The sequence below is a fragment of the Kordiimonas lipolytica genome, from assembly GCF_042651265.1.
In the GTDB taxonomy this organism is placed as follows: Bacteria; Pseudomonadota; Alphaproteobacteria; order Sphingomonadales; family Kordiimonadaceae; genus Kordiimonas; species Kordiimonas lipolytica.
Genome location: NZ_JBHSCR010000001.1, coordinates 139,131 through 153,825, shown reverse-complemented (window position 1 = coordinate 153,825; position 14,695 = coordinate 139,131). Strand labels below are relative to the sequence as shown.

Annotated in this window: 10 protein-coding genes; 8 read left to right on the top strand and 2 right to left on the bottom strand. The window is 55.9% G+C overall.

Annotated features, from left to right (window positions below):
• Positions 1 to 27: 27 nt before the first annotated feature.
• The 5 genes from ACFO5Q_RS00675 (at position 28) to ACFO5Q_RS00655 (ending at position 6,787) form a co-directional block, all read left to right on the top strand.
• Complete coding sequence (locus ACFO5Q_RS00675) at positions 28 to 1,758, top strand: OPT family oligopeptide transporter (protein ID WP_068150722.1); 1,731 nt, start codon at positions 28 to 30, stop codon at positions 1,756 to 1,758.
• Positions 1,759 to 1,772: 14 nt separating this feature from the next.
• Entirely contained in the window at positions 1,773 to 2,312 is a 540-nt protein-coding gene (locus ACFO5Q_RS00670) for a hypothetical protein (RefSeq protein ID WP_068150720.1), read from the top strand.
• A 137-nt stretch (positions 2,313 to 2,449) separates the two neighbouring features.
• Positions 2,450 to 4,051: a tetratricopeptide repeat protein gene (locus ACFO5Q_RS00665; protein ID WP_068150717.1), complete on the top strand. Its 1,602-nt coding sequence runs from the start codon at positions 2,450 to 2,452 to the stop codon at positions 4,049 to 4,051.
• Positions 4,052 to 4,235: 184 nt separating this feature from the next.
• The gene (locus tag ACFO5Q_RS00660; protein WP_068150714.1) at positions 4,236 to 5,504 is read left to right on the top strand and encodes a Xaa-Pro dipeptidase; all 1,269 of its coding nucleotides are present in this window, start codon (positions 4,236 to 4,238) and stop codon (positions 5,502 to 5,504) included.
• Between the two features lie 17 nt (positions 5,505 to 5,521).
• The gene (locus ACFO5Q_RS00655; RefSeq protein WP_068150710.1) at positions 5,522 to 6,787 is read left to right on the top strand and encodes a M24 family metallopeptidase; all 1,266 of its coding nucleotides are present in this window, start codon (positions 5,522 to 5,524) and stop codon (positions 6,785 to 6,787) included.
• 234 nt (positions 6,788 to 7,021) lie between these two features.
• On the opposite strand, the gene ACFO5Q_RS00650 is transcribed toward ACFO5Q_RS00655, so the two are convergent.
• On the bottom strand, positions 7,022 to 8,578 hold the full coding sequence (locus ACFO5Q_RS00650) for an MFS transporter (RefSeq protein WP_068150705.1): 1,557 nt from the start codon (positions 8,576 to 8,578) through the stop codon (positions 7,022 to 7,024).
• A gap of 286 nt (positions 8,579 to 8,864) precedes the next feature.
• Between ACFO5Q_RS00650 and ACFO5Q_RS00645 the strand changes: the two genes are divergently transcribed.
• The 3 genes from ACFO5Q_RS00645 (at position 8,865) to ACFO5Q_RS00635 (ending at position 12,898) form a co-directional block, all read left to right on the top strand.
• Positions 8,865 to 9,362 (top strand): PAS domain-containing protein, encoded by a 498-nt coding sequence (locus ACFO5Q_RS00645; RefSeq protein WP_156432028.1) that lies wholly within the window; start codon positions 8,865 to 8,867, stop codon positions 9,360 to 9,362.
• Between the two features lie 195 nt (positions 9,363 to 9,557).
• On the top strand, positions 9,558 to 11,153 hold the full coding sequence (locus ACFO5Q_RS00640) for a response regulator (RefSeq protein ID WP_068150701.1): 1,596 nt from the start codon (positions 9,558 to 9,560) through the stop codon (positions 11,151 to 11,153).
• Positions 11,153 to 12,898 (top strand): GAF domain-containing sensor histidine kinase, encoded by a 1,746-nt coding sequence (locus ACFO5Q_RS00635; protein ID WP_068150698.1) that lies wholly within the window; start codon positions 11,153 to 11,155, stop codon positions 12,896 to 12,898. The genes ACFO5Q_RS00640 and ACFO5Q_RS00635 overlap by 1 nt, the downstream gene beginning before the upstream one ends.
• Positions 12,899 to 12,952: 54 nt before the next feature.
• On the opposite strand, the gene ACFO5Q_RS00630 is transcribed toward ACFO5Q_RS00635, so the two are convergent.
• A complete protein-coding gene (locus ACFO5Q_RS00630) occupies positions 12,953 to 14,650 on the bottom strand; it encodes a dipeptidyl-peptidase 3 family protein (protein ID WP_068150695.1) in 1,698 nt (565 codons plus the stop codon).
• Positions 14,651 to 14,695 lie beyond the last annotated feature (45 nt).

Here is a 14,695-nt window from a genome sequence, read left to right as displayed (position 1 = left end):
GGAAATACCTGAGGGGGAGAGGTTAAGGTGTCACAAGAAACTGCAGTGAGCCAGGGGCCGCTAACGCGCGGCGCATACCCTGAGCTTTCACCACAAGCAGTGCTCGTAGGCTATTTTCTGGGCGTTATCATTGCGCTTTCAATAGGCTTTGCAGCACTGAAACTGGGTTTTTCCATTGAGGGATCAGAACTCGCAGCCATCCTTGGTTTCGGTATCCTGCGCGGCATTCTGCGCCGGCGATCCATCGTCGAAAACAACGTCACACAGACGGTCGCAAGTGCCGTCAATGGCGCGTCATCGGGCATGATGTTCTCCGTGCCTGCCATATTCATTCTGGGCTACGGCACAGAATTTAACCCATATGTGCTGACGTTTGGCGCGATTGCGGGGGCGTTCCTCGGGATTGCGTTCATCATTCCGCTTCGGAAACAGATGATCGACTTCGAGCGCCTGACATATCCGGGGGGCGTGGCCGTTGCCACCATCCTGAAGTCACCGGGTGCGGGCATTGAGAAGGCAAAGCTACTTCTTATCGCCATGCTTGTTTCCGGCGCGGTTCACGTGATCAGCCTGTCGACCGGGTTTGAAAACTGGCCTCTGTTTGATCAGCTTGGACTGCCGGGCTACTTCAACGGCACCTTCTATGTATCACTGATGACCATCGGTGTGGGCTTTATCGCCGGCAGGGGCGGGGTGGCTTTCATCATCGGCGGCTATGTCTGTTACTTTGTGCTGGCACCGCTCCTGAACTGGTTTGACATGCCTGTTGCTGGTGTTGATGTAAGCAATCCGGGCGACCTGCGCCTTGGCCTGTTCCGGCCAACGGGTATTGGCATGCTGATCGGTGGTGCGGTGATTGGCGTGATGTTCGCCTTTCCGCTCATCCGGTCTGCCGTCTCGTCGATGCAATCCTCCGCGAAGGTGGAAAGCGCCATGAGCCGTGATGAGATGCCGATCAAGCTGCTTTATGTGGGTATTATCGGCGCCGCTATTTTGCTGACTATCATGGCGATCACGTCAGCAGAGGAGGTTGGCATTGTACGGGGCCTTATGATGGGGCTTCTTGGTACTGTCTGGATCTGGATGGCAGGCATCATCCTGTCGGAAGCCATTGGCCGGACCAACTGGTCACCGCTTTCCGGTATGACGCTGATTGCCGTGACGCTTCTGATTGTTATTACCCAGAGCTTTGGCGGCATGGAAACGACGCAAGCGATCGTTGCCGCGATTACCGTGGGGGCTGCAACCTGTGTGGCCATGAGCCAGGCAACCGACCTGATGCTGGATATGAAAACCGGCTACCTTGTGGGTGCCACGCCGCGTATGCAGCAGATGGGGCAGTTCTTTGGCGCGTGGCTTGGCCCGATCGTCATCATCGGCTTGATCTTCCTGCTTCATGAAGCCTGGGGTCTTGGCTCTGACCAGTTGCCGGCGCCGCAAGGCCAGGCACTGGCATCCATGGTGGAAGGCATCACGGGTGGCAATGTGCCGACAGAGAAATATATCGCCGGTGCGATTCTTGGGGCGCTTTTGTCGGCGGTTCAGACCGGTCTGGGTATTACCGTGGGGCTCGGGTTCTATCTGCCGTTCAATGTGGTACTGACCTATTCGATCGGGACGCTCCTTCGGGAAATTTCTGACCGTAAGAAAGGCCACAGCTGGTCTGACAACAAGGGCATCCCTGTTGCAGCCGGCCTGATTGTTGGTGAAGCGCTTGTGGGTGTCGGGTACGCCGCCTACATGATCTTCACAGCGTAACAGGGAGAGAAAAGATGAAAACAGTAGCTTACCTTCTTGTCATGCTTTCTTTCCTCGCAGGCGCTTTTTTGACGTCGCTGGACAAGCTCACACTGGATTGGATCACCTTTATTCCAGTGATGCTGGTTGGTGTTGTTGGCGTTGTGATGCTGAAACGCGCTGAAGCGGCGGAAGCCAAATGCTCCGAAAAGCTTGAGCATCACCGAGGCGAACTGAAGGGTGCGCTTGAAAATATTCTCAAGAACCTTGAAGAGCTTCATGGTCGCAAAGACAAGGTGCCAACCTATGATATGCGGTTTGAAATCGACCGCCTGTTCCGGGATGACCTGACCCGCTTTGCCGACGCGCGCGACAGCATGAAGCATATCTTCGGCCTGCAGGCTTACGCGGATATCATGTCCAGCTTCGCGGCCGGCGAGCGCTATATCAACCGCGTCTGGTCGGCCTCCACCGACGGCTATGTGGACGAGGTTCTGATGTATGTGGACAAGTCGCTCAATCAGTTCCGTCACGCGATGGAAGAGTTCGACAAAGCGGTCCGTGCGGCAGCTTGAGCCACCAATAGTGTTAAAGATTGAAACCGGCGGCCCATGTGGTCGCCGTTTTCCTTTGGGGGCCGCGTCGAGTTTTGACCTTTAAACGAAAGGTGTATATGTATATCTAACACTAGCGATTGACATTTGGGGGTACCATGCGCTTTTGGCTTCTTATTCTGGCTGCGGTTTCAACCGCATCCTTCTACACACTTCGTGCTGATGCGGATGACGAGTGGCACTATTACAGGTCCGAACATTTTCAGGTCTACAGCATGGTGGAGAGCGAGCGGGCAGAGAGCATTCTGCGCGATCTGGAATATTACCGCTATTATATGTCTGTGTTGACCGGAACTGATGGGGCTGGGTCCCCTTTGCCGCTGACGGTATACCTGATCCCGAAATATGACGATTATAAAGAGCTTCTCGGCTACAGGCCGTCTTTTGCTGGTGCTTACTGGGTAACGCCACGCGGTGCGGTGACCATCGCTGAAGTGGAAGACAAGAAGGGCATCTACAAGGAAGACGGCCGCAACACCCTGTTTCATGAATATGCCCACCATTTCCTGCATGAGTTCGGCGCGCTCAATTTCCCGAAATGGTACCAGGAAGGATTTGCAGAATATCTTTCCACCTTCAGAATCAACGGTACGACCGCGCAGATTGGCAACCCGCCGCTTCAGCGCTTCTGGTGGTTGCGGTATCAATGGATGCCGTCTGGCCTTCTGTTTGCGGCCAATGCCCGTTTCGAAAATACCGACCGGGCCGGGTTTCATGTGGGCGCTTTCTATGCCCAGGCTTGGCTTTATACCCACAAGATCCGCTCGACGCCGACCCTGATGGAAGTGCTGGATGACTATCTGATCGACATCAACAAGGGTATGGAGCAGAAGGACGCCTTCCTGAAACATTTCGGCATGACCGAGGAAGAATTTGGCCGTGAGGCTCGCGACTATTGGGATGACAAGAAGTTCCCGGTATTGCAGCTGGATTTCTCCAACATCGACTATGTACCGACCTGGGAGCATCACAAGCTTGATGATGTAGAGGTGGAGAAAATGAAGATGCGCCTGCGGATGGACTATCTGCGGGACTGGGAGGCCGACCCGTGGCTGAAGCGCTTCCTGAAGAAAAAAGTCAAGGACCCCGAAACTGCTTTTGTGGCGCGGCTCTATCAGGCCAAGGTTGCCATCAATGAGCAAGACTACGACGAAGCAGAAGCCATCATCGACCAGGCCTTGGCAGAAGTGCCAGATCATCGGGATGCGCTGCTGCTGAAGTCGGAACTTCTGATGTCTCGTGAAGGAACACGGAAGTGGGAGCTCGTGAAAGCCGCACAGGGTGGCGATAATGACGAAAACTTCGACCCTGACACTGTTACCTATGAGCCAGATATGGCTGCGGTCCAAGAGGCCAAGAAGCTGGCTTTTCAGGTGGCGCGCAGCGACCGGCTCGATAGTGAGGCCTATCTGCGATTTGGTATCGCTTCGCTTTATGAAGGCGCGAACGCATCCGAGAGCGGTATCAAGGCATTGCGGTCTTTCATCAAGCTGGTGCCGCAAAACGATCAGGCGCGTTTCCTGTATGCCCGAGCCCTTTTCCTGAAAGGGCGGTATGACGAAGCGAGACCGCTTCTGAATAACATCGCCAACTGGAGTGCCAGCGAGCGCACAGCAAAGCGGGCAGAACAGATGCTGGGGCGAATTGACAGGGCATTGAAGAACGCCTCTGCCAGAGACGGCGTACCGTCTACCGAGTAGGCTAGTTCCGGTCAGGCGCTCGGCAGTCTCCTGACGGTTCTTCTTTCGGATTAACGAATAACACGAACTTGTGTTCTGTCCGGTGAATTGTCCACGCCTGTGATGCGTGGACAAAACCGCCCCATGCCCTTAGGCTCGCTCGCCAGAAACCAATAAGACTTTAAACGTGCCGGGGAGGACAACCATGCGCGCATTCATTCTGGCCCTTTTCATGACCCTGATGGCGCCTTTTGGCGTGATGGCCCAGGAAATTTATCTGACAGCAGACGCCATGATCGATGTGGCCGACGGCAAACGAATCGAGAAGCCGGCGCTGATCATCCGCGAAGACCGTATCGTGGCTATCGGTAGTCAGGGCAGGTTGCCGGTGCCGGATGACGCGCGGGTCATCAACCTTGATGGCCAGACGCTGCTGCCGGGCTTCATGGACATGCATGTGCATCTCACGGGTGACCCGGAAACGCCATTTTATGAAAGCATGGGCTATTCCATTCCGCGCCAGACAGTGGTGGCGGTGAGGAATGCGCGGGCGACCCTGATGGCGGGCTTTACCACTGTGCGCGATGTCGGGGCGGACGGCTACAGCGTGATCGGTGTGCGCGACGGCATCCATGCCGGTGACATCATCGGGCCGCGTATTTATGCGGTTGGCCATGCATTGGGGATCACCGGCGGTCACTGTGACAATAATTTCCTGGCGCCTGAAATGCAGGCGACGTCAGGCGGAGTTGCCGACGGGCCGTGGGCCGCGCGGGAAAAGGTGCGCGAAAATATCAAATATGGCGCTACCGCCATCAAGTTTTGCGCGACAGGCGGTGTGTTCTCGAAGGGCACCAAGGTGGGCGTGCAGCAATATAGCCTTGAGGAAATGAAAGCTATTGTCGAAGAAGCGCACCGCCGCGGCGTCACGGTGGCGGCCCACGCGCATGGCACGGACGGCATCAAGGCAGCGATTGTGGCGGGTGTTGATTCGGTTGAGCACGTCAGCTTCCTGGACGATGAAGGCGTGGCGCTGGCCAAACAGTTTGGCACCTATTTTTCCATGGATATCTACAACACCGAATACACGCTGACCTATGGCGAACAAAACGGTGTACCGGAAGAGAACCTGAACAAGGAACGCCAGGTGTCTGTGCGCCAGCGCGAAAGCTTTACCAAGGCCGTAAAAGGTGGCGTGAAGATGGTGTTTGGCTCTGACGCCGCCATTTATCCGCACGGCGACAACGCCAAGCAATTTTCGCGCATGGTGAAGTTCGGCATGACACCGATGCAGGCGCTGCAGGCCGCCACGATCAATGCGGCAACACTTCTGAAGCGCGAAACCGACCTGGGCATGATCCGCGAAGGCTATCTGGCAGACATCGTGGCTGTGAAGGGCAACCCGCTTGAAGACATCACCACGACCGAGGCAGTGACTTTCGTGATGAAAGACGGCGTTATCTACAAACAATAAAGACGAGGCAGCGAACCATGACACTTTCCAAACGGGACTTTTTCAAACTGGGTGCCGCGGCTGGTGGTGCTGCCCTTCTGGCAGGGGTTTCCACTACTGGTGCGCGGGCAAGCAACGTATTGCAGCCGATCACAGGGGACGTGCAGCCTATCGGCACCAGCGAGCGCAAGGCGCGCGTTGCAAAAGCACAGAAACTGATGGCTGAGCACGGCATTGATGCCATCCTCTTGGAGCCCGGTTCGGCCATGCTTTATTTCACCGGCATCAGCTGGTGGCGGAGCGAACGTCTGACGGCTGTGGTGATCCCGCGTGAGGGCGAGATCGCAGTGGTGACCCCTTATTTCGAGGAACCCAGCGTGCGTGAAAGCATGACCTTCGGCAGCGATGTGCGCACCTGGAACGAACATGAGGACCCGTTTGAGCGGGTGGCTGGCATCCTCAAGGATCGTGGCCTGACGGGCGGCAAGATCGGTCTTGAAGACACGGTGCGCTATTTTGTCGTTGAAGGGCTGAAGCGCGCCGCTCCCGGTTTCGAGATCACGTCAGCACTTGATGTCACGCTTGGTTGCCGCATGTATAAATCCGCCCATGAAATTGAGCTGATGCGCAAGGCCAATGAGGTGACACTGACAGCCTATGGCCACGTATGGCACAAACTCGAGGTGGGCATGACGCCTGCTGACATCACCGCATTGATGCGCACGGCGCAGGCGGAACTGGGCGGGCAGGGCATCTGGGGCATGGCGCTGCTGGCTGAAGCCAGTGCCTACCCGCACGGGTCGGGCCAGCAGCAAACCCTGAAGGAAGGCGATATTGTGCTGATGGATTGTGGCTGCAAGGTGCACGGCTACCAGAGCGATATCTCCCGCACTTTTGTGTTCGGTGAGCCCACGAAGCGCCAGCGCGAGGTATGGAATACCGTGCGCCAAGGCCAGGAGATCGCATTCGAGACAGCGCAGATAGGCACGCCCGCAGGGCAGGTCGATGACGCGGTCAGGAAGATGTACGAAGGTCTTGGCTATGGCCCCGGGTATAAGACACCGGGCCTCAGCCACCGGACAGGTCACGGCATCGGTATGGACGGGCACGAGAGCGTGAATTTTGTCCATGGTGAGACAACGCGCCTTGCCCCTGGCATGTGTTTCTCTAACGAGCCCGGTCTTTATATTTTCGGCGAATTTGGCGTTCGCCTTGAGGACTGCATCTATATGACCGATGACGGTCCGGCCTGGTTTACCGTTCCGCCGGAAAGCCTGGAAAAGCCGATCGGCCGCATGGGCTGATGAATTGCCAAATAGCGGTTAAACTCGGGTCTTATTTAGGCCCGAATTCGCACCTAAATTTTTTTTAGGTAGCCAATTACCAAGCAAACGGGCATCTTGACACTTAGTCGATTGGTGATCGGCGAACTATTGTGGGGCGTGCCATGATGGGGGTGGCACGTCCCCTTTTTATTGTTCGGGCCAAATAAAAAGCCGCGGCGGGTACCGCGGCTTTTCGTCTGCTTGTTGCCTGGATTACTTGGCGGCTTGGGCGTCTGCCTGTTGGCTCATCGCAAAGCGATATGTCCATCGGCCATAAAGGAAAAGTCCGAAGGCAGATACAATTCCAACAGCAGCAAAAATGTAAAACACCGAGCCAATGTCGTTGGCAGTATACATTTGGTTGGTCAGCGCCCATTCGGCCTGGCCAGTCATATCAACCAGCACCTGGAAGGCGTCGCCGATTGGGATGCTTTTCACCTCTTCTGGGCTCATGCCATTCTGAAGCAGCATTTCGCGGGAGAGCGTGTCTTTGGAAGCATATTTTTCATAGGTGATTTGCCCCACCATGCCCTCAATAAATGCCCCAACCGCAAACGGAAGTTGGCTAAAGCCCAGATACATCGCTTTCTTCTGTGGGGGCGCCACATTGCCAAGAAATTCAAGGCATTTCGGGCTTGAGAGCATTTCCCCCAGAGAGAAGATAACAATACCGAAAACCATAACCCAGGCAGCGTTGAATCCACCCAGCAGCAGAAGGGCAGCAGAGGCCAGGAACGTGCCAACCGCCATGGCGTTTGCAGCCTTCATCCGGGCGCTCCAACCTGTCACCAGGAAGCAGATGAGCATGATCAGCAACGAGTTGATATTGACCATGCCCTCAGGCATTACGCGGGTTCCGTCCTGACTAAGGACAAAGAACCAGCGGGAGAATGCCCCAGGCCCTTCCGTGCCCCAGACATCTTTCACGAGGACACTTGTGTCTACCCAGTCCCGGAAATACAGCGGCCCAAGATCCCAATAAATGTAGAGCATGAACCAGAAGCCGGAAAACAGCAGCATGTACCAAAGCAGAATCGGGTTCGATAGTTCCTTAATCGAGTCTACAAGCAACGAGTCCTGATGGATTTCGCCGCTTTTAACTTTGGCTTTGTGTGCCAGCCGTTCTTCTTTGTCTGGCTCTTTATAAGTAAGGAGCAATAGGAAGTTCAGCGAGATGATGGCAGCACAAGCATAGAATACATAAGACCATTCCAGCTGACGCAGTTGTCCGGCAAGTACCGGGCCCAGGAACCCACCAATATTGACTGTCTGGTAGAAGACACCCCAGGCAACGGAGCTATTGTGCCGACCCGTCGCTTTTACGATTGTCCCCTGGATGCCGGGCTTGAAGATGCCGGTGCCGAATGCCAGGATCCAGGCACCCGCCAGGAAACCCATAAAGGACGGGAACCAGGCCATGACCAAATAGCCAATGATTTTGGTCGCGGTGGAAACGAAGATGGTTTCCTTGTATCCGAAGCGGTCGGCGATACCGCCTGTAAACACTGGTACAAGACCCTGAATCAGCAACCACGTGCTGAGGATGAAACCGATTTCAGTGCCTGTCAGGCCAAGCGCCCCGCTTGACTTCGGATTGGTTCCATACAGGCTGGCAAGTGAACGAACGCCGTAATAGGCAAGGCGCTCCACCATTTCCATGCCGCCACAAATCCAGAATACATAGGACAGGCTGGCCAGCGCGGCGAAGGTACCAAGCTGCTTGACGTCCTTGACGGTCGTCGTTTTGAGGTTGTTATCTCCCTCAGACATACATTTCCCCTTTTATATTGTTGGGCACTTTTTGATTGTTTGCAGCCTCCCAAGCTGCGTGCCTTACTCAAAACTGCGGCGCATTAGGGCGCACTCGTTCGCCCGGGTCAATGCGAAACAGGTGAAAAGCTGTTTTCAAGCGATAAAAGGTGGATCTGCTCACGACTTGGGGACTGGAAACGGGCGTATTAACCAAGTGGTGACGGTCTTGCGATATGATGGCGCGATAAGATACAGGAGCCGGTCTATTTCGTCTTTTGAAGAAAATATCGCTGATATAGCCCGCGTGCGGGAAAACCTTCCGGGTTTCTCGTTTGAAGATGCTGAAGATCACAGGGCCGACATGCCGGTGGTCGACCGAATCCTCAGTTATTTTGAGGCGCGTACCGGTGGTAAACGGCTCGCCTGTCGGGCCGACATCAACCCAAGCGACATGAAAGATCTTCTGCCTGACGTCTGCATTTTTGAGCTCGAAAAAGATCCAGACGGTTTGCTGGAGGATGTTGTCATTCGGTTGATGGGCACCAATGTGGTCAGTTTCTATGGCGAACTGACGGGCAAGAGCATTTTCACCCATCCATCGTCGCTGGTCGCAGACCGCATATTCAAGAGCGCGGTGTTCGGCCTTAAGCGCCGCTGCCCTGTATTGGTTCAGGCTTTCACGCTGTCGGAAGAAAAAAATCATCTGAGAGTATCGGTCCTTTATGTGCCGTTATCGGAAAATAACGCTGACATCGACCGTTTCTTCACCCATGTGTCTGTCAGCCGCAGTCTAACATCCTAGGCGCTGCAATTCCGCCCGGACTGTGATAGGATTAACCGATAATAAAAGGGTTTGTGCCACGCTGGCATGACCTGAAAAAATGTCAGGAGTCGTTCAGGGAAAGTTGCCCGGGAGGCGGTTTGGGAAGGAGCAAAAGCAGGCGTTCAGCCTGGAAGTTCCCACGGCCCCCATCAACACCAGAAGCGGAGACACCGCGTGGACGATGACTTTTTGGTTATAGAAGATGACGACGAAGACCTGCTGATCGAAGATGACGACGGGGCTGCCCCGGATACTGATCAGTCAGCCTGGAAAATCCTGATCGTGGACGATGAGCCTGACGTTCATGTCGCGACCAAGCTGGCGCTTAGGGGTTTTCAATTCGACGGTATGCCGATCCAGTTCCTGGAAGCAACATCCGGCGCTGCCGCCCGCAAGATACTCGAAGAAGTGGATGATATCGCCATAGTCCTTCTGGACGTGGTGATGGAAAGTGATGACGCTGGCCTGAACCTGGTCGATTTCATCCGGAATGAGCTCGGGAACACGATGGTGCGTATCGTGCTCAGAACCGGGCAGCCGGGACAGGCACCCGAACGCGACGTCATCGTGCGCTATGACATCAACGACTATAAAGAAAAGACCGACCTGTCGGCCACCAAGCTGTTCACGCTGGTTTATGCCACGCTCAGGAGCTACCGCGACATCAATATCATTGAGGCCAGCAGGCGCGGCCTTGTGCGAGTGATCGATTCGTCTGCTGAGATGTTCAAGGAACAGTTCCTCGACAATTTCGCAAACGGCGTGCTGAAGCAGGTGTCGTCCCTGGTGGCCGGAGGGCGCGATGTGGCCTTTTCGCTCGAAGACGCGGCCGCCGCAACCCACGACCGCAAGGAAATGACCCTGGTGGCCGGTACAGGCCGCTTCGCGGGTAATGTGGGCAAGTCGGCGTGGGAGCATTTCCCGCCGCGGGTTGCCGCCGCCATCGAAGAACATCGGGAACGTGGCCGCGGCGAATATGGTTTCTGGGTCGATGGATCCTATGTCGGGATGGTTGTCGGCAATTCGGGCCGTGCCAGCATCCTCTATCTGGTGGGCGAGGGCCGCCCGGCGATGATCGATACCCACCTGATCCAGATTTTCGTGCGCAATGTGCTGATTGCGGTGGAAAACCTGTATCTGCGAAATGCGCTTCTTGATACCCAGCGCGAGGTGGTCTACCGGCTGGCGCAGGCGGTGGAAACCCGGTCGAAGGAAACCGGCAACCATGTGAAGCGGGTGGCCGAACTTTCGAAGCTGCTTGGGATTGAGATGGGCATGAACGAGCATGACGCGGAAACATTCCGGCTTGCCTCGCCGCTCCATGATATCGGTAAAATCGGTATTCCGGATGCCATTCTGAACAAACCGGGCAAGCTGACGGCGGAAGAGTTCGATGTCATGCGCACCCACGCGCAGCTGGGTTATGACATCCTCAAGCATTCCGACCGTGCGCTTTTGCAGGTCGCGGCCTCCCTTGCCTATGAACACCATGAAAAATGGGACGGCAGCGGATATCCGCAAGGCCTCAAGGGCACGGATATCTCGCTTGTGGGCCGCATAACGGCGCTGGCGGATGTCTATGACGCGCTGGTGTCTGAGCGTTGCTATAAAAAGCCATGGCCGGAAGACAAGGTGCATGCCCTTCTTCAGGAAGAAAAAGGCAAGCATTTCCAGCCGGAATTGATCGATACTTTTTTCCGCAAGTTGCCTGAAATCCGTGACATCTATACCCGCTATCAGGACACGCCCCTGGGAACCGGGAACGACTGATGCTGCCCAAGGACCCTTATGAAGGAGAACTGAGCCCGTCGCCCGTGGGCTATATCGTGTATGGCGCGGATGGCCGGCTCATGTCATTTAATGACCGCGTCGGCGAACTGTTTCCCGGCCTTCTTGCCAACGACATGGTTGGCAAGACCCGCGATGAAGTGCGGGACATGTTGCGTGCCTATGAGCCAGCCGCGGTTGATGCCCTCAATCAGTTGGATGAAATCCTGGTTCTGAGCGCAGAAGATGGCGTTTTCGAATTCGGCAAGGGGCGCTTCTGCTCGCTTGACGATCTGCCGCTGCCGGATGGCGGCACGCTGACGCTTATCCGCGACCTGTCTGAAAAGAAGCGCCAGCTGGATAGTATCGCCCGCCTGGAACGCGCAACCTCTGAGCTTGCAAATGAGGAAGCGATCTACAGCGGCACCAAGGACCGCGCCTATCTGATCATGACGGAGGTTGCGGCGAAAGCGCTTGTGGCCACGCGCGCTGACGTATGGCTGATGAATGTGGACGGCACGGCGCTTTACCCACAGGAGAGCTATTGGGCGCCGACGGATGAGCATATGGAGCTTGAGCGGCTCGAGAAGGAAACCAGCCCGGCCCTGTTTGACAAACTGGCAAGCGGTGAGCCGATCAATGTCCCGGACGTGACGATTGTTGATTTCCTGAAGGGAGTTCGGTCGGGCGACGGGCGGGAACGCGACGTCAAATCCATCTTGATCGTTCCCATCATGCGCGGCCCGCGGGTTGTAGGCGCCATCGCGGTGGCAGAAGAAAAGTACCAGCGCCGTTGGCGCCAGAGCGAAGTGGCGTTCGTTTCTTACCTGTGTGACCTGATCCTGCGCATGTTGGAGGCCCACGACAGGCGCGTGGCTGAAGAAGGCCTGCGCGACTTCAATGAAATGCTGGAGATGCAGGTCAAGAAGCGTACCAAAGACCTTGAGGACGCCATGGAAACGCTCCAGCTTGCGCAGGAGGAACTGGTGCGGTCCGAAAAGATGGCTTCGCTTGGTGGCCTTGTGGCGGGCGTCGCGCACGAGATCAACACGCCGCTAGGTGTCGCGCTCACCAGCATCACCCATATGGCGGAAGTGTTCACCGGTTTCAAACGGTCAGTCGACAGCGGGAAGATCAAGAAATCCGACCTCATGAATTTCATGGAAACCGCGGACGAGGGCACAACTGTCGTGCGCCGGAACCTTGAGCGCGCGGCGCATCTGATCCGCAGCTTCAAAATGGTGGCAGTGGACCAGTCAGCCGACGACACGCGTGAGATCGATGTGGGTGACTATATCGATGAGATTGTAGAAAGCCTGGTGCCCACGCTCAGGAAGGAAGGGGTCAAGGTGGCAGCCGAAGCGGAACCCCGGCTGGTCATGAACACAGTGCCGGGGGACCTGTCGCACATTTTGACCAACCTAATTATGAACGGTGCACTGCACGGCTTTTCCGACAGGCCCGACCGCGCCGACAAAGAGATCAGGGTGAAAGCCCAGGCGCGTGACAAAGAGGTCCAGATTGAGGTGACCGATAATGGTCGCGGCATCCCAAGCGATATCCGTGAGAAGATTTTCGAACCCTTTTTCACCACAGCCCGCGGTGCAGGCGGGTCCGGTCTTGGTCTCAACATTGTTTATAACACCGTCTATCACAAGCTCGGTGGCAGCATACGGGTGGATGATGCCGAAGGCGGCGGCACCCGCTTCACGATCACCTTGCCGCTGGAGCACCGCAAGGCGGCGTGAGGACAAAAAAGGCGGGCAAATACCCGCCTTTTTTATATCTGTCGTTCCAAGTCCTTAGATTTTGCTTGGATATTCTGGCTGGATGTCCACTGGGATATCGGCGGTGCGGGCAATGGCTGCCTTGGCCGCATCATCCAGTTTGCCGTATGTGTCAAGGAAGGCTTTGGCGGCGTCATAGTTGCCGTCACCCTGCAGCATCACAACGCGGCGCACGATGTCTGTCACTGCGGCTTCCATTTTGTCATAGTCCAGGCTGAAGCGGCCGGTCTCAGGGTCGGTGGTGAAGGCGCCGTCTTCCTTCAGCAGGCTATATTGGAAGGCAGCCCCCTGGCCGTGGGCTTCGTCTATGCCGAAGCGCATGGCGCGAAAGAGGCCAACGAAATAGGTGGCCAGCAGGTTGTTACGCTCGGCCTTCGGCAGCTCACCCTTTTCCATCATGAACAGGATATTATAGACGCCCATCGCGTCGGCTTTGCCTTCTTCAATGGCGCTATAAAGCTCCTTCAGCTGCGCGTTCACCGTGGTTTCCACGCCGTCAACAGTGATGGTGCCAGGCCCCAGGCTGTGGCTAAGCTCGTGGAACAGCGTCTCGTTGGCCATATATTTGGCCATCAGCTTTTCAGCGTCCGATGGCGCCAGGATATGCTCCGCCATCGGGGCGAGGATCAGTTTGAACTTGGCTTCCAGAACATTGTTCAACAGAACTTTTTTGGCACCTTTGGCTTCGCGCACGCGCTCATCATTCGGCAGGTTGAAAGCGATGGTCTGCACCCCCGGCACATTGTCGCCGCCGCCATGGATCTGGTACGTGGCTGCGATCGGGCTTTCAAATCCGCGTTTGAAGTTCTTGTAGCTTTCATCCACCGGCAGGTTAGCTTCCATGTCCCGCAGATAGTCTTTATAGCGCGCGAGGGCGGCGCTTTCTTCCGGGTTCTTGATGGTGATGAAGGCCTCATAGGCGGCCTTGTAGCCGAACATGCCGTCTGTATAGACCTCATAGGGGCCGATCGCCACTTCAATTGGCGTGTCCTTGAGGTCCATCCAAGCCATTTCGCTTTCGAAATAATCGTCTGTCAGGAAGCTTTCCGCGCGCAATGTCAGGAATTTTTTAAGGCTTGGGTTCGTGGTGATGTCTGCGGCTTCGCGCATCAGTTTCGCGGCTGGCTCCAGCCATTCGCGGTAATGTTCTCGGTAAGGGATGGCCACCAGTTTGTCGCCCTCACGGCGGATCACTGTATAGAGGCTGGTGAAGGCTTCCTTGTCTTTAGGGTGGGCTTCCAACCAGGCTTCGAATTCTGCCTTGGTCATGTCCGCCGGATAGAAGGCCGCGCCGGCAGGCATCTCTGTGTCGCCATAGAAGGGGTGAGATTCCGCCACCGTATCCCATGGGCCGAAATGCAGGTCGAACATGTCCAGCAGAAGCTCCCTGTTTGGCGCATCTGAGGCCGCGATTTCCGCGCGGATCGCCGGGTTGTCTTCACTGCGCTGGCGCAGGTAAATCTCGCTCATCAGCTCTGCGGCTTCATTGAGCTTGTTGATCACTGCACGCTCTTCATCCGTCAGGAAGCTGGTGTCCACATCCATCTTCACCTTGGCGATCTTGTCACGCTGGGTCTGCAGGTCGTAGGCGTGCTCAGCTGTCTGATGCTCCTGTTGCGCGATAGGCTCCGGTAAGCCCTGGCTGGACATATAATAGTAGCCACCAGCGAGAGCGATTGCCGCTGCGGTCAGGCCAATTACGGTTTTAGACATTACTAAGTCCCCTTGGTTTCTTTTTGTCTTATTCGGATGCCGCTG